At 40.0% G+C, this 24,575-nt stretch carries 22 protein-coding genes and 1 riboswitch; of the genes, 12 read left to right on the plus strand and 10 right to left on the minus strand.

The genetic code is table 11. From position 1 onward, the window contains the following. Positions 1 to 78: 78 nt before the first annotated feature. A complete protein-coding gene (locus MKY11_RS19160; RefSeq protein ID WP_342501699.1) occupies positions 79 to 1,191 on the minus strand; it encodes a sugar diacid recognition domain-containing protein in 1,113 nt (370 codons plus the stop codon). A gap of 160 nt (positions 1,192 to 1,351) precedes the next feature. On the opposite strand from MKY11_RS19160, the gene MKY11_RS19165 reads away from it, so the two are divergent. The 4 genes from MKY11_RS19165 to MKY11_RS19180 all read left to right on the plus strand — a co-directional run bounded on the left by MKY11_RS19165 (position 1,352) and on the right by MKY11_RS19180 (position 6,424). Beyond that, entirely contained in the window at positions 1,352 to 2,002 is a 651-nt protein-coding gene (locus MKY11_RS19165; protein WP_008347371.1) for a TetR/AcrR family transcriptional regulator, read from the plus strand. A 69-nt stretch (positions 2,003 to 2,071) separates the two neighbouring features. Continuing rightward, a complete protein-coding gene (locus tag MKY11_RS19170) occupies positions 2,072 to 3,325 on the plus strand; it encodes an MFS transporter (protein ID WP_342501700.1) in 1,254 nt (417 codons plus the stop codon). Next, entirely contained in the window at positions 3,322 to 5,649 is a 2,328-nt protein-coding gene (locus tag MKY11_RS19175) for an ABC transporter permease (RefSeq protein WP_342501701.1), read from the plus strand. The genes MKY11_RS19170 and MKY11_RS19175 overlap by 4 nt, the downstream gene beginning before the upstream one ends. 13 nt (positions 5,650 to 5,662) lie before the next feature. Beyond that, positions 5,663 to 6,424 (plus strand): ABC transporter ATP-binding protein, encoded by a 762-nt coding sequence (locus tag MKY11_RS19180; RefSeq protein ID WP_024720456.1) that lies wholly within the window; start codon positions 5,663 to 5,665, stop codon positions 6,422 to 6,424. Positions 6,425 to 6,455: 31 nt separating this feature from the next. On the opposite strand, the gene MKY11_RS19185 is transcribed toward MKY11_RS19180, so the two are convergent. Next, positions 6,456 to 6,668 (minus strand): hypothetical protein, encoded by a 213-nt coding sequence (locus MKY11_RS19185; RefSeq protein ID WP_342473771.1) that lies wholly within the window; start codon positions 6,666 to 6,668, stop codon positions 6,456 to 6,458. 414 nt (positions 6,669 to 7,082) lie between these two features. Here MKY11_RS19185 and MKY11_RS19190 point away from each other — a divergent pair, with 414 nt between their 5' ends. Continuing rightward, a complete protein-coding gene (locus MKY11_RS19190) occupies positions 7,083 to 8,261 on the plus strand; it encodes an aspartate phosphatase (protein ID WP_024720457.1) in 1,179 nt (392 codons plus the stop codon). A 93-nt stretch (positions 8,262 to 8,354) separates the two neighbouring features. Here the strand turns inward: MKY11_RS19190 and MKY11_RS19195 are convergent, their stop codons facing one another. The 5 genes from MKY11_RS19195 to MKY11_RS19215 form a co-directional block, all read right to left on the minus strand. Further along, on the minus strand, positions 8,355 to 9,203 hold the full coding sequence (locus MKY11_RS19195; RefSeq protein WP_008347382.1) for a PRD domain-containing protein: 849 nt from the start codon (positions 9,201 to 9,203) through the stop codon (positions 8,355 to 8,357). 31 nt (positions 9,204 to 9,234) lie between these two features. Further along, positions 9,235 to 10,701: a glycoside hydrolase family 1 protein gene (locus tag MKY11_RS19200; RefSeq protein ID WP_008347383.1), complete on the minus strand. Its 1,467-nt coding sequence runs from the start codon at positions 10,699 to 10,701 to the stop codon at positions 9,235 to 9,237. A gap of 4 nt (positions 10,702 to 10,705) precedes the next feature. After that, the gene (locus MKY11_RS19205) at positions 10,706 to 12,565 is read right to left on the minus strand and encodes a beta-glucoside-specific PTS transporter subunit IIABC (protein WP_342501702.1); all 1,860 of its coding nucleotides are present in this window, start codon (positions 12,563 to 12,565) and stop codon (positions 10,706 to 10,708) included. Between the two features lie 329 nt (positions 12,566 to 12,894). Further along, a complete protein-coding gene (locus MKY11_RS19210) occupies positions 12,895 to 13,848 on the minus strand; it encodes a hypothetical protein (RefSeq protein ID WP_342501703.1) in 954 nt (317 codons plus the stop codon). A 101-nt stretch (positions 13,849 to 13,949) separates the two neighbouring features. Next, complete coding sequence (locus MKY11_RS19215) at positions 13,950 to 14,843, minus strand: hypothetical protein (RefSeq protein WP_047946699.1); 894 nt, start codon at positions 14,841 to 14,843, stop codon at positions 13,950 to 13,952. A 182-nt stretch (positions 14,844 to 15,025) separates the two neighbouring features. On the opposite strand from MKY11_RS19215, the gene MKY11_RS19220 reads away from it, so the two are divergent. Both MKY11_RS19220 and MKY11_RS19225 read left to right on the plus strand, forming a co-directional pair. Then, positions 15,026 to 15,577 (plus strand): PadR family transcriptional regulator, encoded by a 552-nt coding sequence (locus MKY11_RS19220; RefSeq protein ID WP_008347390.1) that lies wholly within the window; start codon positions 15,026 to 15,028, stop codon positions 15,575 to 15,577. 4 nt (positions 15,578 to 15,581) lie between these two features. Further along, positions 15,582 to 16,070: a DUF4188 domain-containing protein gene (locus MKY11_RS19225; RefSeq protein WP_024720462.1), complete on the plus strand. Its 489-nt coding sequence runs from the start codon at positions 15,582 to 15,584 to the stop codon at positions 16,068 to 16,070. Between the two features lie 10 nt (positions 16,071 to 16,080). Here the strand turns inward: MKY11_RS19225 and MKY11_RS19230 are convergent, their stop codons facing one another. Next, positions 16,081 to 16,704 (minus strand): CoA pyrophosphatase, encoded by a 624-nt coding sequence (locus tag MKY11_RS19230; RefSeq protein ID WP_024720463.1) that lies wholly within the window; start codon positions 16,702 to 16,704, stop codon positions 16,081 to 16,083. A gap of 170 nt (positions 16,705 to 16,874) precedes the next feature. On the opposite strand from MKY11_RS19230, the gene MKY11_RS19235 reads away from it, so the two are divergent. Both MKY11_RS19235 and MKY11_RS19240 read left to right on the plus strand, forming a co-directional pair. Beyond that, positions 16,875 to 17,081 (plus strand): helix-turn-helix transcriptional regulator, encoded by a 207-nt coding sequence (locus MKY11_RS19235; RefSeq protein ID WP_025208285.1) that lies wholly within the window; start codon positions 16,875 to 16,877, stop codon positions 17,079 to 17,081. Continuing rightward, the gene (locus MKY11_RS19240) at positions 17,078 to 17,758 is read left to right on the plus strand and encodes a DUF3169 family protein (RefSeq protein ID WP_076821448.1); all 681 of its coding nucleotides are present in this window, start codon (positions 17,078 to 17,080) and stop codon (positions 17,756 to 17,758) included. The genes MKY11_RS19235 and MKY11_RS19240 overlap by 4 nt, the downstream gene beginning before the upstream one ends. A gap of 46 nt (positions 17,759 to 17,804) precedes the next feature. On the opposite strand, the gene MKY11_RS19245 is transcribed toward MKY11_RS19240, so the two are convergent. After that, a complete protein-coding gene (locus MKY11_RS19245; protein ID WP_047946697.1) occupies positions 17,805 to 19,151 on the minus strand; it encodes an amino acid permease in 1,347 nt (448 codons plus the stop codon). A 162-nt stretch (positions 19,152 to 19,313) separates the two neighbouring features. Further along, a riboswitch (glycine riboswitch) is annotated at positions 19,314 to 19,393 on the minus strand. Positions 19,394 to 19,669: 276 nt separating this feature from the next. Here MKY11_RS19245 and MKY11_RS19250 point away from each other — a divergent pair. The 3 genes from MKY11_RS19250 (at position 19,670) to MKY11_RS19260 (ending at position 23,232) form a co-directional block, all read left to right on the plus strand. Continuing rightward, positions 19,670 to 20,686, plus strand: a complete 1,017-nt coding sequence (locus tag MKY11_RS19250; RefSeq protein ID WP_342501704.1) for a LacI family DNA-binding transcriptional regulator — start codon at positions 19,670 to 19,672, stop codon at positions 20,684 to 20,686. Between the two features lie 443 nt (positions 20,687 to 21,129). After that, positions 21,130 to 22,311 carry an MFS transporter gene (locus MKY11_RS19255; RefSeq protein ID WP_024720467.1) on the plus strand — a complete coding sequence of 394 codons (1,182 nt, stop codon included), beginning with the start codon at positions 21,130 to 21,132 and terminating at the stop codon, positions 22,309 to 22,311. Between the two features lie 18 nt (positions 22,312 to 22,329). Then, positions 22,330 to 23,232, plus strand: coding sequence for a shikimate 5-dehydrogenase (locus tag MKY11_RS19260; RefSeq protein WP_008344408.1), 903 nt, complete (start codon positions 22,330 to 22,332; stop codon positions 23,230 to 23,232). Between the two features lie 47 nt (positions 23,233 to 23,279). On the opposite strand, the gene MKY11_RS19265 is transcribed toward MKY11_RS19260, so the two are convergent. Then, on the minus strand, positions 23,280 to 24,473 hold the full coding sequence (locus tag MKY11_RS19265; RefSeq protein ID WP_024720468.1) for an MFS transporter: 1,194 nt from the start codon (positions 24,471 to 24,473) through the stop codon (positions 23,280 to 23,282). Positions 24,474 to 24,575 lie beyond the last annotated feature (102 nt).

Here is a 24,575-nt window from a genome sequence, read left to right on the forward strand (position 1 = left end):
TTTACCCATCGGGATCGAGTTGTGAATCTAGATGAACTTCTTTTATTTATTTCTTCATCCAGTTGTGCAAATGCACAATTAAGACAGTTGATTGTCCAATTGTGCTATGTACAGCTCCATCAACTGTTTCACATGACGAGGATCTTTTCCGGTCAATGCCTGGATTTTATCTAAACGATATCGCAGTGTATTACGGTGAATAAATAGACGATCAACGATTCTTTGTAAATCCCCGCCCTCTTCAATGTAAACCTTTAACGTTTGAACGAGTTCCGTTTCTTGTATCAGCGGATGATAAAAATCACTCCACCGTTTGCCCTCTTTGGCGGCTCTCGCTTTTATAAACAAGCTTTCAAGCTGATAAGATTCAAAAACATATATGCTTTCCTCTGGATGGAGCACCTTTCCTAACCGCAGGGCTTCTCTCGCATGCTGAAAGGACAACGGTAATTGACTCATGTCCTCAGCGACAGTTCCTACACCCACTAGCACTTGTCCATCAACTGCACCTGCCATTGTTTGCTGTAGCTGTTCGATCACATGCTTGAGTTGATGGTCACATATCGGCTGTCTTAACAGGATCAATTCATGACGGAAGGTCATGCCTAGTAAATCATCCGCATTCTTATCGTATTGAATGGCATGCATCATTTTGTGTACAGTGTCCTCAGACGATGGAATTGGCTGAAAAACAATAGCCATTCGCCGCTTGTCTAAATCCATTCCAAGCCAGTCAGCACGGTGCTTCAGCTGATGATCACCCATGTCAGATTCGGAGATGAGCTGATTCACAATTTCACTCTCTATTCGCTGCCGCCACTGGAAGCGTTCAAGTAGAAAAGACTGCTCTAATACGAGCTCAGCTGCCATTTTCACCAGCTCGGCATGATGACGAATGTCCCCTGGCTCACCCGTAATCCCAATGACACCAACGACTTGTTCGCGAAAGCAAATAGGCAGATTGATTCCAGGCCTCACGCCTTTTAAGCAGCGGGATGTCTCCTGATCAATCTCCACACTATCTCCGCTTGACAGCACTAGACGTGCTCCATCATGTTTTTGTCCAATCCTTTTTCGTTCACCAGACCCAATAATGACACCATCTGCATTCATGACATTGATGTTTTGATGTAAAATATGCATCGTACGTTCAACCATCTCTTGCGCCAATTCACTGGTTAAAAATTGCATTCAGCATCTCTCCTGAAGGGGTTTTCATTCAATGTATCATAGTGTCATTGCACAATAAATGCAAAGCTCCAAAAAACAGCCGTTGACAAAGATACGCCAAAAAGTGTTTAATCAAATCAAGGGACCGACCGATAGTCTAGTCAAAAGAAAGGATGGCTTTATGAGAACCGTTAAACATCCTGAGGAACGCAAAAATGACATCTTAAATGCAGCAGAGAAGCTTTTTTCAACCAAAGGCTATCAGCAAACCACGATTATTGACATCCTCAAAGCCGTTGGCATTGCAAAAGGCACATTCTATTATTACTTTACTTCCAAAGAAGAAGTGATGGATGCAATCATTGACCGGATCATAAAAGCAGATATCATCGAGGCAAAGCGTATTGCCGCTGATCCAGATATCTCAGTGGTTGATAAATTATTTCGCATCATCATGGCACAATCTCCTAAACAGGGCAGCCATAAAGAAGGCATGATCGAACAATTTCATCAGCCTGCTAATGCAGAGATGCATCAAAAAAGCTTGATCAAAGCCATTACAGAGCTATCACCCGTTTTAGCAGAAGTCATTCAGCAAGGGGTAGAAGAAGGGATATTTCAAACGGATTACCCGCAAGAAACTGTCGAATTTCTCCTCGCTTCTGCACAGGTTATCTTTGATGAGGGACTTTTCCAATGGACCACAGCGGAAAGCATACAACGGGCTCTAGCATTTATCGCAATCCTTGAAGCCTCATTACATGCAGAAAAGGGAAGTTTCTCCTTCCTTCTCCAACGTTTAACTGGAGAACCGGAAGACAATAATCAGTGATTGGTTACTTCAATACCAATCATGCATATATTATAGACTGACGGTCGGTCTAAAAGGAGAGTGATTTTCATGTCGTTATCAGCCAAAAATGGCTCCACCCACTTTATCTACCTCGTGCTCGGGCAAATTATTTCCGTTTTCGGGTCTTCCTTGATTCGTTTTGTTCTATCTTTACACGTCTTGGATATGACACATCGTGTTGATTTATATGCTCTGCTTTTCGCTTTATCCAATATCCCGCTCCTCCTTTCGCCATTAGCTGGAGCAATTGCTGACCGGTTTAACAGAAGAAATTTGATGATTTTATTTGATGTTCTTACTGGCATTATGATTCTGTCTTTTTATTTCTGGTTATTTTCAGGTCATGATTCACTTTATATGATTGGAGCCGTCATGATTCTCCTTGGTGTCATGAGTACGTTTTATGCTCCTGCAGTGATGTCCAGTATTCCTCAGCTAGTGAAAGAAGAAAAATTAGAACAAGCGAATGGCATCGTGAATGGCGTACAGGCCCTTTCAGGTGTTGTCGCTCCTATCATTGGCGGCGTTTTATACGGACTCATTGGGAGCCAGGTCATCATAGGCGCTAGCAGCATTGTATTTTTTCTATCAGCATGCATGCTTTTACGGTTAAATATCTCTTTCTCACCTAGCCCACTCGCAGAACCGATGACCAAAGTACTCTTGAAAGATATGAAACAAGGCTTTTCCTATATCGGAAGCCAGTCATTTTTAAAAAGAGCCATGCTGCTTGCAGCGCTACTAAATTTCATCCTCACACCATTTTTTATCGTTGGAGGTCCCATTATTTTAAGGGTCACAATGAAAAGCAGTGACATCATGTATGGAATAGGAATGGGCATCATTGAGTTTGCCGTCATCGCAGGCGCCCTGCTAGTTGGTCTTGTAGCGAAACATTGGCGGATGCCTACTTTGTATCGCTGGCTGCTCGTCATCGCAGTCATTTTGCTGCCTATTGCTTTTTCAACATCCAAGATGGCTCTTCAATTTGGTACATTTCCAGCCTATTTTCTCTTTTTAGCAGGGTGTCTCCCAATTGCCATGCTGCTCACCATGATTTCGATCGTTGTCATCTCACATGTGCAAAAGAAAACACCCAATGCTCAATTAGGAAAAGTCATGGCCAATCTAACAATGGTCTCTCAATGTGCTGCACCGCTCGGTCAAATGATGTATGGGTTCTTGTTCAACACTTTTTCCGCTAGCATGTATGTGACCGTGTTAATCGTGAGTGCCTTGATGTTTGCACTTGCCTTCCTTACAAAAAATATGCTTCGACATGAAGGAGAATCAGCCTCATGAGATTGACGTTTATCAAGAAAGACCTAACCCGCCACCGTCTCATTTCAATCGGCTTAACCCTTTGCATCATGATGACATCATTTTTAGCAACAAGCGCTGCGCAAATGACGGCCCAGCTGAATGGTTCCATTTCCGATCTACTCCAATCAGCCAAAGCACCAGACTTTGTCCAAATGCACGATGGCAGCTTAGATGAAAAAGCGGTCGATATATTTTCAAGTAAACAGTCGATGGTGAAGGCACATCAAATTGTTCCAATGATTCCGATCGAACACGTCAGCATCAAGTTCGGGCAGGAGCCTGCTCAAGCGGGTGTGATGGATCATTTATTTGTAAAGCAAAATCGCTATTTTGATTTCCTTTTAAACGAACGAAATGAAAAGCTCACTGTAAATAAAGGAGAAGTAGCAGTCCCTATTTATTTTCAACAAAAATACCATTTAAAGATTGGCGAAAGGTTACTCATTTCAAAAGGCTCTCATCAATTCTCTTTTCAAATCAAAACGTTCTTACGAGATGCCCAAATGAATCCAAGTCTTGTCAGTTCAAAGAGATTTCTTCTGCATGATGCGGACTGGGTGGCACTGAATCAAGTGTTTCAAAAAAAGGAGTACTTAATTGAATTTTTATTGCATGATGCTAGTCAAGCAGATGCTTTTCAATCACTCTATCAATCATCTGAGCTGCCACAACAGGGGCCTTCTGTCACATTATCCCTGCTTCGCATGCTGAATGCTCTAACAGATGGTATAGTGATCGCCATTCTCCTTCTTGTCTGCTTTCTGCTCATTAGCATTTCCCTCCTCTCTCTTCGTCTCGCTATGACGGCCGCTATAGAAGAGGATGAACGTGAAATTGGAATCTTAAAAGTACTAGGAATCCCTTTATCAAAAATCAAACAATTATACGTTGGGAAGTATGCTGTGCTTGCCTGTATAGGGTGTATAGCAGGATATTTGATGACACTCAAGTTTGGTGATTTGTTTACAGCCAATATTCAGCAATATATGGGGAATCGCCTCTCTTTTATTCATCAGGTGATCCCGCTTTTGGTGTCAATTTTGACGGCAATGATCGTCATCTCATTCAGCTATACTGTCCTAAGGAGATTTGGTCAAATATCAGCAGCTCAAGCTATTCAAGGCGGCATAAGCTCACCAAGCCATAAAAAACAAATTCCTATGCACCTCCAGAAAAACAGATTCCTCCCAGTCAATTTTTGGTTTGGCTTGAAAGATCTGTTCTCGCGAATAAAGATGTATTCAACAATTACCTGTATTATTGCGCTTTGTACATTTTTAATGTTAATGCCGATTCAGTTATGGTACACATTACAATCACCAGATTTCATCACATATCTTGGCTCTGGAAAAAGTGACCTTCGAATTGATATTCGGCAGGGAAATGATTTAGAGAAAAGCACAAATAAAATAGAGTCTATGATTAGCGAAGACCAAGACATTCAAACATCTGCCGTCTATGAAACAACTTCTCTACAAGCCAAAACAATGGAGAATACATTAGAAACGCTCTATTTAGAAACAGGTGATCTATCAGCATTCCCTCTCACCTATTTACAAGGACGGGAACCGTTGAAGGAGGAAGAGATTGCTTTATCGGTGTTGAGTGCTGACTCACTTCAGAAAAAGATAGGCGAAAAAGTCACTCTCGCCACAAATGGACAGCAAGTTCAAAAAATGGTTACCGGCATTTATCAAGACGTCACCAACGGAGGGAAAACAGCTAAAGCATTATCTCAGCCTTTTCCTCATTCATCCCTTTGGAAAACCATTCAAATACAATTAAAACAAGGAATAGATATGGCAGAGAAAAAAGCAGCACTTGAAACAAATATGTCTCCTGCAAAAGTGACAGATATGAAAGAATATGTGCATCAAACAATAGGAAGCACCGCATCTCTAGTAAAAGTGATTGCATTATTTTCAACCATCGCAGCTTTTGGAACAGCCAGCCTAATGTTAATGATGTTTCTGCACATGTTAAGGGCGAAAGATTTAAATCGTACTCACTTGTTAAGAACGATTGGTTTTTCTCAAAAAGATTTAACCTATCAATACTTAACAAGTTTTATCGTCGTTCTCTCTATTGGCGCCTTCATTGGAGCAATCGCTGTTCATACTATTGGTCCGGCATTGATGAGTGCAGGCGGAGCATCATTAGGAGCATCCAGCCTTCAGTGGTTAGCCCCGAAATGGGTTTGGATCGTGTATCCTCTCCTGCTGTTTATAGTGAATTTAACTGTCATCTCGTGGTTATTGAAGTCCTTTTTTTCTAGTAAAATCAGTCGTCATACTCTTTCATAAGGAGATGTTTCACATGGAACAATTAATTGAAGCGAAGCAATTGTCTTTACAAATTGATTCATTAAAAGGACAAAAACAGACCATTCTTAGAAATATTCACTTAACCATTAAACGTGGAGAATTTGTCACCATTATGGGACCTTCAGGGTGCGGTAAAACCTCTTTGCTTTATCAACTTAGCGGTATAGAGACATCCTCCAGAGGGGAAATCAAATATAACGGTCAACTGCTATCAGAAATGACAGACAAACAGTTAACAGCTTTGCGCTTATCAGAGATGGGATTCGTCTTTCAACACAGCCACTTACTAAAAAACCTCAATCTATTTGATAACATCATTGCTGCAGCTTACTTAGCGAAGAAAATGCCGAGAAAAGAAATCAATGAACGAGCGAAATATTTAATGGAGAAACTTGATATTGATCATTTAGCTGATAGATATTTATCAGAAGTATCAGGAGGACAGCTCCAAAGAGCCTCTATCTGTCGAGCTCTTATGAATGAACCAAACATTCTTTTTGCCGATGAGCCCACAGGTGCTCTTAATTCAAGCACCACAAAGGAAGTCATGGATATTTTTTCACAAATCAATTCTGAAGGAACAACTCTGCTTCTCGTCACCCATGATCCAAAAGTGGCCCTTTGCTCTGAAAGAATTTTGTTTATGAATGACGGTGAAATTTCAGCCCATTTAAATTTAGGAAAATACGATCGCTTTACCGCTGAGAAACGAGAGGCCTTGTTAAACAAGTGGTTACAAAACTTAGGGTTTTAATTGGTGTCAAACAGGCAGAAAGCTGCCTGTTTTATTTTTTCTTACACTCAAAGGAGTAATCCATAGTCAAACCATTTGTTTCTAGTATGATTTTGCCGTCTTCTTGTTGACAAGATTCTGTCAGCAACTCAATTTCTTTGCTATAAAAGTATCTCTTTGAGATATAAAGAGTGACTAAAACAAGTAAAAGCGTCGTCATCACAATTGTCATTTGCCAGTTTAACATTTGAAATCTTTTTTTCATTTCAACATCCTTTCTGAAAGGTCAACACTTGTCTCGGATATTCGCCTTTCTCAGTAACTACCAGTTTCTTTTCCAAAATCATCTAGCAACATCATAACTGATTTTCCCTTCTAGATCGACCTTTCATTGTTCTTCTCTCATAGCTAAAAAAGCTTTATTTCATATATTCGGATGGTATTTTCGACCATAAACTTAAAACTAATAGTATCTATCACGTTTTTAGACTTCCAAAAAAAGATTTTACTCATTTGAATAAACAATCAATCATCAATACAATAACGTACATCTCATGACATAAGGTCCTTTTTATTACCTCCTGTCAATCACCTCCCAGAAACGATTATATTTTACCAAAAATTGTGATATCGTTTTTTATTGAAACAGGCGAAAGTATGTTAAAGAGGTGAAATTTCCATGAAAATCATTTCAGCTGAACAGGTGGGGAACCGTTTAAATGATTGGCGAATTGCCATTCGTAAGCATGATGTGCACAATGCAAAGACAATCTACACAGAATTAAAGGAATTACTTCAAGAGATGGAAGAGAATCAGGAGGTCTTGACCTACTATTCATTGCTAGAAGGCAAGTTTAAGCTCATGTTATATGAACGAAGAGGTAAAAAACTGAATGAACCGACAGTGCTAGAATACCCTTCTAAAACAAACGACTTGATTGAATATTATTTTTACCTATATAAAGCCCTTTACGCTTCATATAACAGAGACTATGCATCAGCCATCGGACTGTTTAAAATTGCTGAGAAAAAACTACAAAACATTCCTGATGAAATAGAAGTAGCAGAATTCCATACGAAGGTCGCAAACCTATATATGATGCTTCGCCAAAGCCTGATTTCACTTCATTATATTCAGAATGCCATCGATATTTTCAAAGGTCATGATGGCTATGAAAGAAGACTGGCAGCAGCTTTTGTGATCGCAGCCACCAACTTCATGGATATTGGCGATTTCAAAAGAGCTGAGAATTACTACACAAAAGCATTACACATCTCAAATCAATTAAACGATCATTTTTTAGCATCACAGCTTTATCACAATATCAGTATTCTATATGCCGAAGTTGGAGAATCAAAAAAATGTATTGATGCCCTAGAAAAGGCTCTTAGTGATGATGACTACCTTTCATCTTGTTATTTCGAACACTCCATGTTTATGTTACTAAAAGAGCTACTCTCCATTGATGAAAAGTCGCAAGCTCTCTATTATTTTGAATTGGTCAAACAAAAACAAGAAATAGACAGAAACCCCATCTATACAGCAAAAATGAATTTTCTCTATCACCTATATTTCACTGAAGACATATCCAAAAAAGCTCAAACCTGTTTCGATGACATCAGTATTCTGAAAGAATTAAAGGATGTTGAAGGTGCCCGTGAATTAAGTGCACTAGCTGCCAAACACTTTGAAGAGCTAGGTTCAATTCACCAAGCATACCTCTTTTTGAAGGATGCCTATCAATTAGAACACACTACACTTAATTGGAGGAATTATGATGAAAAAAGTGAGTTTACTCATTTTCGCTTTAGCCATCGTTGTTTTCGGACAAACGGTGTCTTACAATTCGTTAAATGATACAAATCTTGGCCCAACAGAACGACCTATCGGAACATAAACCGATACAATACAAATAACCACTTGCCTCATTACAAGGCAAGTGGTCCACATTTATTTTAGTTCTTGATAAGAAATGAGGCGGTGAATATGTACCGCCAGATACGTAAGTTCGTCATTTGGAATAACAATACTATGCACCTGTTTAATATAATCTTTGATTTTGAAAGCTACATCCATCGCTTGAGGATACAAGTGTGCAATTTGTTCAAACAACTCATTTTCTTGATCTGATAATAATTTATTTGCGTAAAATCTTTCAACAAAGAATTTCACATGTGTAATAAATCGGCTGTAATGAATATTCTCTTGATCCATTTTCATATTCAACGTATAGCGGACGAGATTCACAATACTTCCAATCATCTTGGCATACTTCATGCCATCTTTAGAATCGGACTCTTCACCTAACGCATTAATTAAATGGAAGGCGATATTGGCCGCTTCTTCCTTTGGTAATTGTATGCCCAATGTATTGTTGACTAACTCAAGCGCATAATTACCTACTTCAAATTCTTCGGTATAGTAGTTTTTGATTTCCCAGTATACTCGATTTGTAATATTAATATTCTTCTTGTGCCGTTCTACTGCAAAATTCAAGTGGTCCATCAAGGTAAAATAGACACCAGAATTCAGACTTGAGTTTAAGCGTTTTTCAGCATATTGAACAATATGCTGAGTTAAATCGATAAACTCTTGTGGCATTGAATCTAATAGTTGGAGAAATTCCTTCGCTCTCATGTTATCGACAGACATAAACACTTGATCTGCCTTCTTTTCTTCAATCATTTGACCTGGTTTTTGTCCATAACCAATCCCCCGGCCGAATAGAACCATCTCCTGTTGGTTCTGATCTTCAGCCAGAACCACACTCGAGTTTAAAACTTTTTTGATTTTAAACATCGTCATCACCTGTTTTCATGATTGTGGTTTTTCAATCAAGCGATTCACCATTTGTTTCAATGACCTTTTTGTACCAATAAAATGAGTCTTTACGAGAACGTTTTAATGTACCGTTTCCATCGTCATCTTGATCTACATGAATGAACCCGTATCGTTTTGACATCTGTGATGTACCTGCACTAATAATATCAATTGAGCCCCAGCTCGTATATCCGAAGAGGTCAACGCCTTCTTCCACCGCTTCTCTCATTTGGCGGAAATGCTCTTTGAAATAGTTAATACGATAATCATCGTGAATTGATCCATCACTTTCAACAACATCTTTTGCACCCATGCCGTTTTCTACAATGATCAGTGGTTTTTGATAACGATCATATAATTCTATTAAAGAAATTTTCAGACCAACCGGATCAATTTGCCATCCCCAATCAGTAGATGGAAGGTAAGGATTTTTGACCCCACGGATGGTATTTCCATCCGTTTTTTCTAATCCTTCATCAGCTGATTCAGTTAAAGACATATAGTAGCTGAACGAGATAAAATCTACTGTATTTTCTTTTAAAATAGAAAGATCATCTGATTCCATTTGGATATGAATGTTTTTTCTCTCAAGCATGCGCTTGATAAGCGGTGGGTATTCACCAAATACCTGAACATCTGCATAGAAATAGTTTTCTAAGTTTTGTTTCAATGCCCGCTCCACATCATTCGGATGACAAGTGTGCGGATACGTTGTTAATTTTGTCAGCATACACCCTACTTGACTGCCTGGTATGATGCGATGACAATCTGCTGTTACGAGTGCAGAGGCAATAAATTGATGATGGAGTGCTTGATAAACAGTTTCTTCCTCTTTCCCTTCTGGGCAGCGATCAGGAATAATTCCTGCTGTAATAAAAGAGTGGCGGTGAATACTATCTATTTCATTAAAGGTAAGCCAATATTTCACATCATGTTTATAGCGTTCAAAACATACATTGGCGAACTTAACAAAGAGATCAACGACTTTTCTTTCAACCCAGCCATTATATTTCACGCTCAGCGCTAACGGCATTTCATAATGTGACAGCGTCACAATCGGTTCTATGTTGTGTTTTTTCATTTCTGCAAATAAACGATCGTAAAATTGGAGTCCTTTTTCATTTGGTTCGTTCTCTTCTCCAGTTGGGAAGATACGGCTCCATGCAATAGAAATGCGAAGAGTTTTAAAACCCATTTCAGCAAATAGAGCCAAATCCTCTTTATAGTGATGATAGAAATCAACACCTCTGCGTTTTGGGTACTTTTTATCATCTGGGTCTTTCATCGCTCGATCTATATTTTCAGAAGTAACAGCTAGATGCCCTTCATAATCTTCTACACTCAAATTAGACCGGTACATCGCAATATCAGCAACAGATGGGCCCTTTCCATCTACATTCCAAGCGCCTTCTGCTTGGTTGGCGGCAATGGCGCCGCCCCATAAAAATCCTTTTGGAAAACCTTTTATTGTCGTCATATGTTTAGCCTCCTAATTGGGTGATAACCATCAATGTATCTTGGCGATTGACCTCTTGTAATGGCTGTACCTTAATATCATATTGATCTGTATTCGTGATGACAGCAAGCGTAACTGGATCGTATCCTGCTTCCATGATTTTTTCTACATCAAATTCAATGAGTAAATCCCCTGCTTGTACACGATCTCCTGCCTGCACTTTTGGATAAAAATACTGTCCTTCCAACTGTACAGTATCAATGCCAATATGGAATAATACTTCCACCCCTTTGTCCGTTTTCATACCAAGTGCATGGTTTGTTTCGAACAGCAAGGTGACCTCACCATCTACTGGTGCATATAACGCTCCTTCTGAAGGAACAATGGCAATTCCGTCTCCCATGACCTTTGAAGAGAAAATATCATCTTTTACTTCAGATAGAGAGATCATTTGACCAATCACAGGGCTTTTGAAAGTTTCCCCTGCTCCAATTTGTTCAGCAAATGCATCTTGATCATTTGTCTTTTCTTCTACTTTTTTATCCTTACCTAATACAAAAGCAGCGATAAAAGCAACAACGAAGGAAATGACAGCTCCAACGACAGCAAACATTAGATTTCGTGGAAGCTCATCTGATATAAACATCGACATACTTGCTAATCCAGGACCAACAAGTACAAAGGCTTGTATACCAACTAATCCAATGAAGATCCCGCCAACAAACGAACCAATCATGACACTTCCAAGTACGCGTTTATTTTGAAGTGTCACACCATACAAAGCAGGCTCTGTGATGCCAAAAAATGCTGAAATTCCTGCCGAAATGGCTGTTGATCTGAGTACCTTGTCTTTCGTGCGTAGTGCCACTGCGAAACACGCTCCACTTTCCGCAATATTATGCGCAAGTGATGCTGGTAAATAAAGTGCTTCTTTCCCGAGGTTCCCCATCGTTGTCACTGCATAAGGGACCATTGCTTTGTGCATGCCTGATGCAACCATAAACGGGAGTACCGCTGCTAAAATTGCGACAGCTACCCAGCCTACTGTATTAAACATCGCAAGAATAACGGATGAAAATCCTTGTCCTGCTGTAAAACCAAGTGGTCCTAATAACAGTAACGTAACTGGTACAGTAATGACTAATGACATCATTGGGACAAAGAAAATCCGAATTGGTTTTGGTGAAAATCGTGTGAAGAATTTTTCCATTTGAGCGTAAAGCAATACAGAAAGGATTGCTGGAAACACTTGATACGCATAAGCTATATTTTTTACGTCGAATGACATTAATTGCGCACCTTCAGTAAGCATGGCTGTCATGTTCGGAAGAAGGAGTGCACCGACTGCTGATAATGCGACCAGTGGGTTTACCTTTAGTTTATTTGCCGTTGTGACAGCGACTAGTAATGGCAGGAAGTATAGTGGTGCGTCACCCACCATATTCAGTATTTGATAGGTTTGGCCTTTTGCATCCACCCAGCCTAATAAAGAGAAAAGGAGAAGAAATGATTTTAAAATTCCTCCGCCTGCGATAGCCGGAACAAGCGGCTGGAAGACACCCACAATGAAATCTAATAGAACTGTGCCTGCTTTTCTTTTTTCTTTTGGCTGATTGGATGGCACGCCTTGCCCGGATGAGCTGCCGCCCATTAAATTTGTTACCTGTTGATACACTTCAATCACGTCATTCCCAATGACCACTTGGCATTGTCCTGACATTCTGACAGCTATGACACCTGGTGTTTTTTCTAATGCTGGTACATCTGCTTTTTTCTGATCAATTAGTGTGAAGCGAAGTCTTGTTGAGCAGTGTTCAAGGTGCGCAATGTTTTCTTTACCACCTACATGCTGTAAAACATCTTTGGCGACTTGTATGTAATCCATTTTTTCTCCTCCTTTTCTCATACATGGGACCTATATTTCGGCAACAAAAAAAGGACCTAAAACGACAAATTAAAGAAATTCATCGTTTTTAGATCCTGCCTGCATGACCAGTCACATGTCTAATTTATTTATATTGGATTTGTTTTTAGTATATATTGATTATATGAAAGCGTCAACATTTATTTTTCTGAAATTTATTAAGGTCTATATACCCAAAATACTTTTCTTTATTTACTTAAAGCAACTCTTTTGTTCCTTCTATCATCAATCAACAAAATGTTTCTCCATAAAAACCAGATAAGTTGATTCACTCATCTGGTTTAAGATGCCTATTTTCTCTTTTCTTCTGCTTTCTTTTTAAATGCTTTCGCTTGTTTTTCATATTCCTTTTTCGTGACAGCTTTTAACTCTACCGAATCGCCTGTCATGATATATGGTTTAGGGAGTTTTTTATATTCCTGACGCGTGAAAGCTCTTAACTCTATTGTACCGTTGGTCTTTTTAATTGGCAGTTTGATTGATTTTGCATCTCGATCAGTCGAACCTATTAGTACACCTTGTTCAATTATAGGATCATAGCTCATGTCTAAAAATCCTCCACCATCCGTAAAGCCTCCGACTTCTAATTTCATTTCTTTATATGGCTTACAACCATCTTCAGAAACAGTTGTTATTAGAAAAGAGCCGAGCCATCCATTCTCAATATGCATGCTTTCCACTTGTAAAAATAGTTGTTTGTCCTCTGCCGTATATAGAAAACCATATACCTTCGCTACTTTATCCCTGAAGTGTCTCATATTGTCATAAAATCTAGTTTCTGATGTATCAACTAGATGTTGATGTCGATCTTGAATTTTTTTGTGATACGAATCTAGCTTTTTTCGATTGGTTGCTTTATATATCCTGCTTTTCTTATCACCTTGTTTTTTTACAGATAGGTCTTTCCCAGACATTTGAACTTCGTATATGATTGTTTCTTTGCCTTGTTTGACTCGAAATTCATAACCGTTTTCCTTTGAACTCCCGGACACTACATATTGTTTTTTATATATTTTGGGGTCCCACCATATTTCTTCTATATACTTTTCATTCAAATGCCCCGTTACTTTGCCTTTATTCTCAGATATCTCAAACCAGCTCATTCTATCCTTCGTTTTATACGCAAATGCATAGGCATGATTCAATGAATTCTTTTGTGCGACTGCTTGATATGCTGTCCAGCCGCCTCCACCTAAGATGAGTACTGCCAGGATAGACACGACCCACATTTTCAGTTTACTCATACGTACCTCCACTCAAATATGTTTTGAAAAACCTTCATGATCCCTATTTATTCTGATCGCCCTGAAATCCCATTCACAACATTCATCTGTTCCAACACGATCTACTTTTGCCATTCTTTCGCCTTCTTTTTGAATGCTTCTGTTTGTTCTTGATATTCCTCTTTCGTGACCGCTTTAAATTCTATTGTCCCGCCTGCCATTTTAAAAGGAAATTTAATGTATGTTGCGTCTCGGTCAGTTTCACCTAAAATAAAACCCTTTTCAATTGCAGGATAAGTACTCAAATCAAACATCATCCCATCAGAAACTCCACCGGCTGTATGTTTCGTTTCTTTATAAGGTTCACCACCATCTCCTGGGGCCTTTCTCATTAGAAAAGAACCTGCCCATTCAGACTGCATATACATTCGTTTTACTTTTAGAAATAGTTGGTATGAACCATCCTCTGCCGTATACAGATAACCATAAGCGCCTGTTACTTTCTTAATGAAGTTTCGTACATAATCATGAAATCTATTTTCCGTGTCATCCATCAGTTTCTCATATCGAGTATGAATGTCCTGTTGAACAGCACGTAGGTTTTTTTGATCAACTGCTTTGTATGTGATGCTGTGCTTTTCACCTTGTTTTTTCACAGAAAGATCTTTTTCGGCAAGGTGAACTTCATATGTGACCGTTTCTTTCCCTTGCTTTACATAAAATTCGTAACCGTTTTCAATTGATTTCCCAGTTAATTGATATTTGTTGATAAATAGATTGGGATCATAATGCCTTTTCGGATTTTCCTCTAAAATGGTTTCATTCAGATGACCTGTTACTTTTCCGTTTCTTTCCGTTACCTTGAACCAGTTCACACGATCATGAGTCTTATATGCAAAGGCGTAGGGATGATTCAAACCACTCTTTTTTGCGATTGCTTGATAGGCTATCCAACCGCCTCCACCAATCAGTAGTACCGCCAGAATAGTCATGATCCAGATTTTTGATTTACTCATATGTCCCCTCCAAACTATGATCGTTCACTCTATATGAAGGATTCATCTCATTGATTAACCAATCAGTGATCTCTTCACCTCCTTTCTAGCATTTATTTTTTTCTCATACCTCTTGTATCTGCAGTTATACATCGTTTATTATATATCTAAATGATATATCTTTTAGATAGGTGTGTTGATCAATGAAAAAATACAATGATACGACGTATGCGATTTTGGGGATTTTGACGACAGATTGTAAGTCTGGGTATGAAGTGAAGCAATTAATTGATAGGAGCTTGCATCACTTTTGGAAAATTAGTTATGGACAAATTTATCCAGCTTTAAAGTTAATAGTCGAGGAAGGGCTTGCGAAGGTTTCACCCGCTTCTACAACTGGGCGCTCAGACAAGCGGGAGTATCATCTGACTGAAAAAGGGCTGGACACGTTGAGGCAATGGCTGGCGCAGCCGCTCGATCAAGTACCATCAGAACGAAATGAAGTGTTATTAAAGTTATTCTTTGGTCAATATCTTTCGTTTGAGAAAAAATTGGTGCTTTTACAAGATTATGAGAGGCAGCTCCGTATCCGTTATGAGACATATGTTGCGATTGAACAAAACATTCAAGAGCTGTATCCAGATGAAGCTGATGCGAAGTATTGGCTATATACATTAGATTACGGAAAGAAAGTGGCGCAGGCTGGAATTGATTGGTGCGTGGAGACCTGTGAATCGATGAAGAAAGAAGGATGAACAAATGAAAAAAAATATACGTGCTGGCAGGTATACAACAGACAATTCTGAGCCGATTGTTGTGTTCATTATCGGAATGAGAATCAATAAACGCTGGGCTGTCCATCAATGGCTGCCAGTATTTAAGGCGATGCCGGGGATGATCAAAGAACTTTATACACATCAAGAAGAACTTGGTTTTCTCGGGACAGAAAATTACTTCGGTTTACGCACCACCACCATGATCCAATATTGGAAATCAACAGATGATCTCCTTGCCTACGCCAAGATGGAGAAGCATTTGGCTGCTTGGAAAGGATTTAACCAAAGAGCACGAAATAATGACGCGGTCGGAATTTATCATGAAACGTATCAAATTCAAGCCGGATCATATGAATCTATCTACGTGAACATGCCTTCATATGGATTGAGCCAAGCTAAAGCACCCATCCTAATTGGAAAAGGGAAAGGAAAAGAAACCGCAAAAGAACGCCTTTCCACAACAAATTCCTAGAGCTGATTCTCTAGGAATTTCTTTTTGCAACCATCACAAAATGTTTTAATATGCGGGCAGTTAATCCCCAAATGGTGTAACGATCGTAATCATAAAACCACTCCTCAATCGAACGACTCCCCCAGCTGTATTTTTCACCATTCATGATTTTTTCATAAGGAAAGTCCTCTCCTGGTGTTGGCTGCACCGATACATGGTGTAAGTATGGTTCGTATTGGCTGAGCCATGATAGAGGCACAGTAAAGGTCTCCTCTACTTCTTCTTGATTAAAGGAATGTTTGACCTGCTGTTCATCAATGATTCCGACAAATGGATATACCACAAAGGATGGAGAGGCAATATAAGGACTGAGCTGTCCTAACACCTTGACGGATTCGGGCGGAATCCCTAGTTCTTCATATGTTTCCCGCAGTGCAGCTTCTTGTGCGGTTTCGTCGCCGTCGAGTTTGCCGCCAGGGAAGCTAATATCGCCAGGCTGTTTTCTCATCGTCAGTGATCGCACTTCAAATAAAACATGCCATTCCCCGTTTACTTGCACCAAAGGGACAAGGACTGCCGCTTTGAACGCTGTCTCTTCTCCGATAAATAGCGGCTGTGATTGATGTAAGTCACTTTTTAATTGATCAATGAACATGGGCATCACCTATTTTCCGTTTCTCTTTTCTTTAGCGTATCATTGATTTCCTTTTGAATAAAGGCGATCTTTCTGACAATTATTTTTATCATTTTGACAACTATACTTGTCAAAATGAATATAATACTTTACAATCAAGATAACATTTTGATCAGAGTTGAGGTGACAGAATGAAAAATCGGCTAAAAGAGCTGCGGGCACGTGATGGTTTAAACCAAACGGAGCTTGCGAAACGGGCAAAGGTTTCCCGCCAGACGATCAGCTTAATGGAACGAGATGAATTAATGCCGTCTCTCTTACTTGCTATGAGGCTTTCACGTATTTTTCAAGAACCCATTGAACAAATTTTTCTATTCGAGGAGGATGAACTCACATGAAAACTGTATACAAAATGCTCTTAGGTGCTCTCCTTGGTTTTCTCGGTGCTTACTGTTTACTGGCAGCCGAATTTGAGCTGACACTTCTGCAAGCTGCATTTGAAGCGACTCTTGTCATCACTGGCTTGACAGTTCTATTCATCATTTATTGTTTTTCAGGCATTTCACGCATGAAGAAAAGAGTCTCTCTTTCGGTATCTGGTGATGAGGAGGATGAACTGGAGGTAAAACAGTACCGAACCTTTACTGATGTAACGTTAGCTAATACGGTGAGTACCATTTTATCGATTATTGCAATTGGTATTTCCATCGTAACCGAGCAACCACTCTGGCTGATTCTCGCAAATGCTGCCTTATTTTTGATCACCGTCATTCTTTCTTATGCATCGATCTCTGTCCTAAAGCTCGTCTATCCTAATCGTCACCTACCTAGTCCAACCGATAAAGATTATGGCAAAAAACTGCTCGCCATTTCTGATGAAGGCGAAAAGCATGTGATGCTCGATGGGCTTTTTCACACTTTTCAAATGATGAATATTTTATTGACCGGTGCCATGTTTATTTTGATTGTCTATTCTCTTGGCGCCAATCACTCTCAGCTCTTCTCCATCATCGTCGTTGGACTTGTTCTGATCATTCTTAATGCATACTATATGTTGAAGATTCGAAATCGTTAAATAAGCAAAAGCACAGCCATTTAAAAAGGCTGTGCTTTTTTGTTCATTATGCTGACCGACGTTTCTGTCGTGCATAAATCAAAAATAAGAACCCAAACCATACGGGTGTCAATAACAGGGCTGGACGTGTTGCGTCAGCAAAAAGCATGATGACAAGAATGGCAGCAAAGAGCACAAGAACCGCTATATTCACAAAAGGTGTAAATGGCGCTTTAAAGGTAGACGCCTTATGCAGTTCAGGACGTGTTTTCTTATATTTCAGATGGCATATTAAAATAATACTCCATACCCAAATGAAACAAATGGCACTGATTGTTGTCACAATACCAAAGGCTTGTTCAGGAATTAGCTTGCTTAAAAGAGCCCCTACTGACACCACAATTGTCGACACAAACAGGGCATTACTTGGAACAGCATGTTTATTTAGACGGCCAAAGGATGCCGGTCCTTGTTTTTGATGACTGAGATTATACAAAATTCGGCTCGTTGAGAACATACCGCTATTACAGGCAGAAGCCGCAGATGTCAGGACGACAAAGTTGATGAGTCCCGCCGCTACTGGTATCCCAATGAGCCCAAAGGTTTTCACAAAAGGACTTTCTGATGCACTGAGTTCTGTCCATGGGTTGATGCATAGTAATACAAAAATCGCACCTACATAGAAAAATAGAATTCTTAATGGAATTTTATTAATCGCAGACGGGATGTTTTTTTGCGGATTCGCTGTTTCTGCTGCTGACACACCGACAAGTTCCACGCCCACATACGCAAAAATCACCATCTGGAATGACAATAAGAAGCCTGTCACACCATTTGGAAATAACCCTCCGTGTGACCACAGATTCGTTACCGTCACGGGCCCTGCATCTGTTTGGAAACCAATGATTAACAGGACAATTCCAACGCCAATTAACAGTAATATCGTAATCACTTTAATCAGTGCAAACCAAAATTCCATTTCTCCAAAAAGCTTCACCGTTAATAAATTAAATCCTAGCAAAATCAATAAACAAATAATAGCAGGAATCCACTGCGGAATATCAAACCAGTACTGCACATACACCCCGACCGCAATAACATCTGCCATCGCTGTCATAATCCAGCAAAACCAATACGTCCATCCTGTCACAAAGGAAGCCCACGGTCCAAGATAATCCTCTGCTATATCCGTTAAAGACTGATAGCCCGCCTTAGATAAGAGCAATTCTCCAAGTGCCCTCATGACAAAAAAGATGGCCATTCCAACAATTAAGTACGCAAAAATGATCGATGGTCCAGCCAATTGAATGGCCTTTCCAGACCCTAAAAACAGCCCAGTTCCAATCGTTCCGCCAATGGCAATTAATTGAACATGACGGTTTGATAAATCTCGCTTTAACTCTTGTTGTGCCAATTTCAACACCCTCCTACGACACGATCCTATACTGAAATAATGAACTCTCAAAAAGTCCATAAAAAAAAAGATTGGATGCGCTCCAATCTCACGGTCATAAAAGAATAGCAAAATAGAGAAAAGCAATACACAGTATGATCCATGCATCACAAATACAATATTTCGTACTCTTCTGTCCTTTTGCCTGAGATTGTGAACCCTTCGGCGCCGCACATACATGCGGTCTCTCCAGAAGCTGCTCCTGCCATAGTGTGACCCACAGCAATCATAGCCTTCGATATTTACTTTAAATGTTGCTATTTCTGAATAATTTTATATTTTACGCCTCTAAAAGAAAGCTGTCAATGGTAATCTTTTAAGATGTTGTTTCCTCCTTATCTGAAGCTGATATGACATCACTTCATCAACACCCCTTGATTAAGGTATAATGAAACAAAGAATGTTCGGCTCGTTTGGTGGAGACATCCATCTTGATGATGAACCATAGTTAGGCAATCCAATGAAGTTGGTGAGGACAAATGAAAAAAATGAACAAACAGCGTGTGACATTACAAGAAGTCGCTCGGCATGCCGGTGTATCGACTTCAACGGCCTCACTCGTTGTTCGCAACAACCCTAGGATCTCTGAAGCCACCCGGAAAAAAGTGCTGCAATCCATGGAGGATTTGGGATACGTGTACGATCGCGTCGCTGCCAACATGCGGTCGAAAAGTTCAAATATTGTAGGTGTGATCGTCACGGATATTTCAAACACCTTCATTTCTGAATTTTTAATCGGTGTGCAAACTACCCTTGAGTCACTTGGCTATACCGTTTTACTTGGGACAACCTTTGATAGTGTGGATAAGCAGGAGCGGCTCATCTCCACAATGGTAGAGCACCGAGTGGGTGGAATCATCTTAAATCCAGCATCGAAAAGTTCGACACGAACGGTGAAACAATTAAACAACATTCGCACACCAAAAGTATTGGCAAACCGTGAATTAGCAGATGTCCATTGTGATTATGTCGGCGTTGATTATGAACAAGGCACTTGGATGGCGGTCCGTCATCTTCTTCAAAAAGGGCATCGCCGCATCGCCTTCTTAGGCGGAGTCAAATCCTCCTCCACTTGGATTGAACGGATGAAAGGGTTCAAAAGAGCCCATGATGATGAGGACCTGACGATGGATGAATCTCTTATTATCGATATGGTGCCTACCCGTGAAGGCGGGAAAGAAGCCCTTGCCCAAGTGATTGACCTTCCCGAACCACCTACTGCTATTTTTTGCTTCAGTGATTTAGTGGCGTTTGGGGTGATTCAAGAATTGGCAGCGCGTGACATCAAGCCTGGTGAAGACATTGATGTAGTTGGGTTCGATAACATCCCTGAAGCGGAGATGTATCACCCGCCGCTCACCACAGTCTCATCATTTCCACGATCCATTGGAGTCAAAGCAGCCAACCTTTTGTATCATAAAATGAACGAGCAGGATGAAGAACTGCAGCGATTGATATTAAAGCCTCAATTTCATATTCGAGAAACCTCGACATGATCATGAAAAGGAGAATTGCAAAGCGATTCTCCTTTTTTTATTGAGCAAGTCAACTATTTCTTTATTACATTTTTCTTTTTTTAAATCGCAAAGTCATAAACTTGACACATTTTATACACAGGAGTATATTTATCTCGTTGCTTCTTTTAGTATATCGTTATACCTTTTGTGAACATATCGTTATTTATGATATCAACTACAGTTAAAGATGGATCTTTTGATTCTGATCAAATCGAGGAAGTCCATCAACTTATGATAACTGTTATTATTTTTAATTATTAGTAGAACGATGTACTTATTTGAAGAACAGATGAATATTCATTATTTTTTCATCAATCACACAAGGGGTGTTGTGATGGACTTAATATTATTTACGTTTAAGGAAATAACAAAGGGTAACAAGAATTTGGCCCGAACAGGGTTTCAAATATAGGAGTGGGAACATGAAAAATCCATACATTAAATCATCACTTGGCATGTACTTAAACTATTTCATGCTAGGCATGATCAATATTATTGTGGCATCAAACATGGAAAGCTTATCTGAACGCTACCATGTAGATATTCCAAAAATCAGCTTGCTTGTATCAGCAATCGGGATCGGTAAATTAATTGCTCTCTTTTTCTCTGGCCGGCTGGCAGACAGCTGGGGGCGAAAACCTGTCATTATTACAGGTAACTTTCTCTACTTATTATTCTTAATTGGGATTCCAATAACGACCAATTATACATTGGCTTTCATTTTTGCCATTTCCGCAGGGATTGCGAACTCATTACTTGATTCAGGAACATATCCTGCTTTGACAGAATCATTTCCTAAAAAAGCAAGTTCAGCTTCTGTATTAGTGAAGGCGTCTGTATCAATTGGTGCGACTGTTCTTCCATTTATCTTGGCATTCCTTATTGCACATGACATCTTCTGGGGCTGGGCATTCTTTGGTCTAGGACTTCTTTATTTACTTGTAGGCATTTACTTGATCTTTATGCCGTTCCCAAATCATAAGCAAACGGCTTCTCAAAACGATCTTCCCGTTCAAGAGCAAATGAAGGAAGAACCGAAAATGTTTGGTGAAGGTTTAGCTGTTGTACTTATGGGATTCACGTCTACTGCATTATTTGTCGTATGGCAAACTTGGCTTCCACAGCTCGGGCTGAAATTGATTGGGCTTGGCTCAGGACAAGCGACACAGCTTCTTTCTTATTTTAGTATTGGTGCACTCGTATCTGTTCTATTGCTTTCAATCGTATTAGATAAATTCATTTCACCGATTATGGTCGCCATTATTTACCCAATCGGGGCATTCCTTGCCATGCTTTCACTATTTCAAATTGAAACGTACGGCATTGTCATTGTTAGTACCTTTTTCTTAGGATTATTTACAGCCGGCATTTTCCAGTTGGCGATGAGTATTATGATGAAATTATTCCCTACAAACAAAGCAACGGCTTCATCATATGTCAACATTGCGGCAAGCTCAGCGTTTATCCTTGTTCCGCTGATTACAAGCGGACTCGTCAGCACGTACGATATTAAAATGACTTTATTTTTCGATATGATCATTGCGGTCATCAGCGTATTGTTAGCAGTCTTTGTTTTACGACGCATGAAAAAATTGTTTAGATAATTAAAGGAGATGTCAATCATGACAAACATACACGAACGTAATATTGATGGAAAAACAAAATTAGTCGGTCTTCTTGCAACACCAATCGGGCACAGCCTGTCACCACGGATGCACAACCTTGGCTATACACTAACAGGAATCAACTATGCTTACCTTGCTTTTGAGGTAGGAAATGATGAACTAGAAGCAGCAGTAAACGGGATGAAAGCAATGGGTGCAGCTGGATTTAACGTATCCATGCCGAACAAAATGAAAGTACTTGATTACTTAGATGAACTAGATGATTCTGCAAAATATACTCGCGCAAGCAACACAGTTGTGAACAAAGATGGCAAGCTGGTTGGTTACAACACAGATGGTCTTGGTTATGTAAGAAACTTAATTGAACATGGCGTTGAATTAGCTGGACAAAAGGTTACACTCGTTGGATCTGGCGGCGCTGCAACACCGATCGCCATTCAGCTTGCACAATCAGGTATTCGTGAAATTAGTATTTTTGCTCGTAATGATCAATACTTTGTTCAAGCAGAAGAAAATGTAAATTACATCAACAACGAAATGAAATCATTCGGTGTCAAAGCGAATATTTTCCCACTTGAAGACAAAGACGCTTTCCGTCGTGAAGTAGCTGAAAGTGCGATCTTAGCAAACGGGACAAGCCTTGGCATGAAACCATTAGATGAGCTCAGCATTATTGACGATACCCTTGATGTATTACGCAAAGACTTAATCGTGACAGATGTCGTCTACAACCCGCAAAAAACAAAACTTCTTGCTCAAGCACAAGAAGCTGGTGCCAAAACGATTAACGGTCTTGGCATGATGCTATGGCAAGGTGCCCTTGCGTACAAACTCTTTACTGGCGAGGATATGCCTGTTGAACAAGTGAAACAAATTCTATTTGAAAATGACCGTTTCTAAACGAAACACAGAAAAAAGACGACCTCCGCTTTGGAAGTCGTCTTTTTTTATTCGTGTATCATCACACGGCGATATCGATAAAGGATATACACCGCGCCGATGATCGCCACAACAGCCACACCCGCATCAAATATAAAGATTTGCAAAATGGTCGAGTGGGTTTCGATCAAACCAGTGACGACTGGAATCACAATGGCGGACACTCCGCCTGCTGTTGAGATAATTCCTGTCATCGTCCCTTTGTTTTTCCAGAAGAACTCAGCCATTACGGTTAACGTCAGCTGAAAGACACCAGCTGTTGAAAAGCCCAACACAAATGCATTGACGGTCCCGATGACTGGAGACTTCACGACCAATAGCACACAGATAGAGGCTAATGTAATAATCGGATAGAGTAGCAGCACGGTGACCGGACGAACAATGCGGCGCAAAAGAAATGCGAGCAATAAGACAGACAGCAAACCACCCATGCTATAGTAACTAAGCAGCTTCACAGCACTGCCAGAAGCCATTCCCAATATTTCCTCACCGTACGTAGGCAGCCAAATTTGCGGCAAGGCGTACAGACCATTTGATGTAAAACTGATCACAATCAGTGCGACCCCTTCTCTCCAAAACGTAGGCTCTGATGAGAAGCGCGGAAGTCCATCATGCTCCGTCACCTGAACTTGCTCCACCTTGCGATGATTCGGAAATGGCAATGTCCACAGCATCATCACATTCACTAAATAGATAAAAGCAGGTACAAAAAACGCAAATCCATAAAACAGATCATGCTCTGCTAAAAAGAAAATAGCGAGCGGCAGAATGGTCGCCCCAATCGAAATAAACGCCTTCACCATCACATTTGCAGATCCCGAGTTTTGAGGAAAAGCTTCCATTAAAGCCGGATACGTCCCTGCATCCATCGCCGAATTCGCCACCCCTGCCAAAATCGCAAACGCAAACGCGATTTGATAATTCGGAGACAATGGGATTCCAATGAGGAACACCGCCATCAGCACCCCGGAAACCAAAATGACCGGCTTTCGTCCAAAACGATCTGACAGTACGCCCGATAAACCATACGTGAGCACCCTGCCAATACCGAGTGCAGATATCATATAACTTATCCCCGCACTATTTGTATCTAATTGTTTGATCAAAAATGGCATATTAGAAGCCAAAATAATATTGACCATACCTAATAAAAAATAATTGATATAAAGACTAGAAGCCGTTCTCAAATACGGATTCCTCATGCTGACACACCCCTCAACACATTGCAATGAAGTGACAAATAATGGTTACGCTTACAAGATTCATGCGTGAGGAGAAACAGCTTTGCAACCTTCACGTACTTG

Origin of the sequence: Bacillus sp. FSL W7-1085, from assembly GCF_038595035.1 — a bacterium.
Lineage (GTDB): Bacteria > Bacillota > Bacilli > Bacillales > Bacillaceae > Bacillus > Bacillus altitudinis.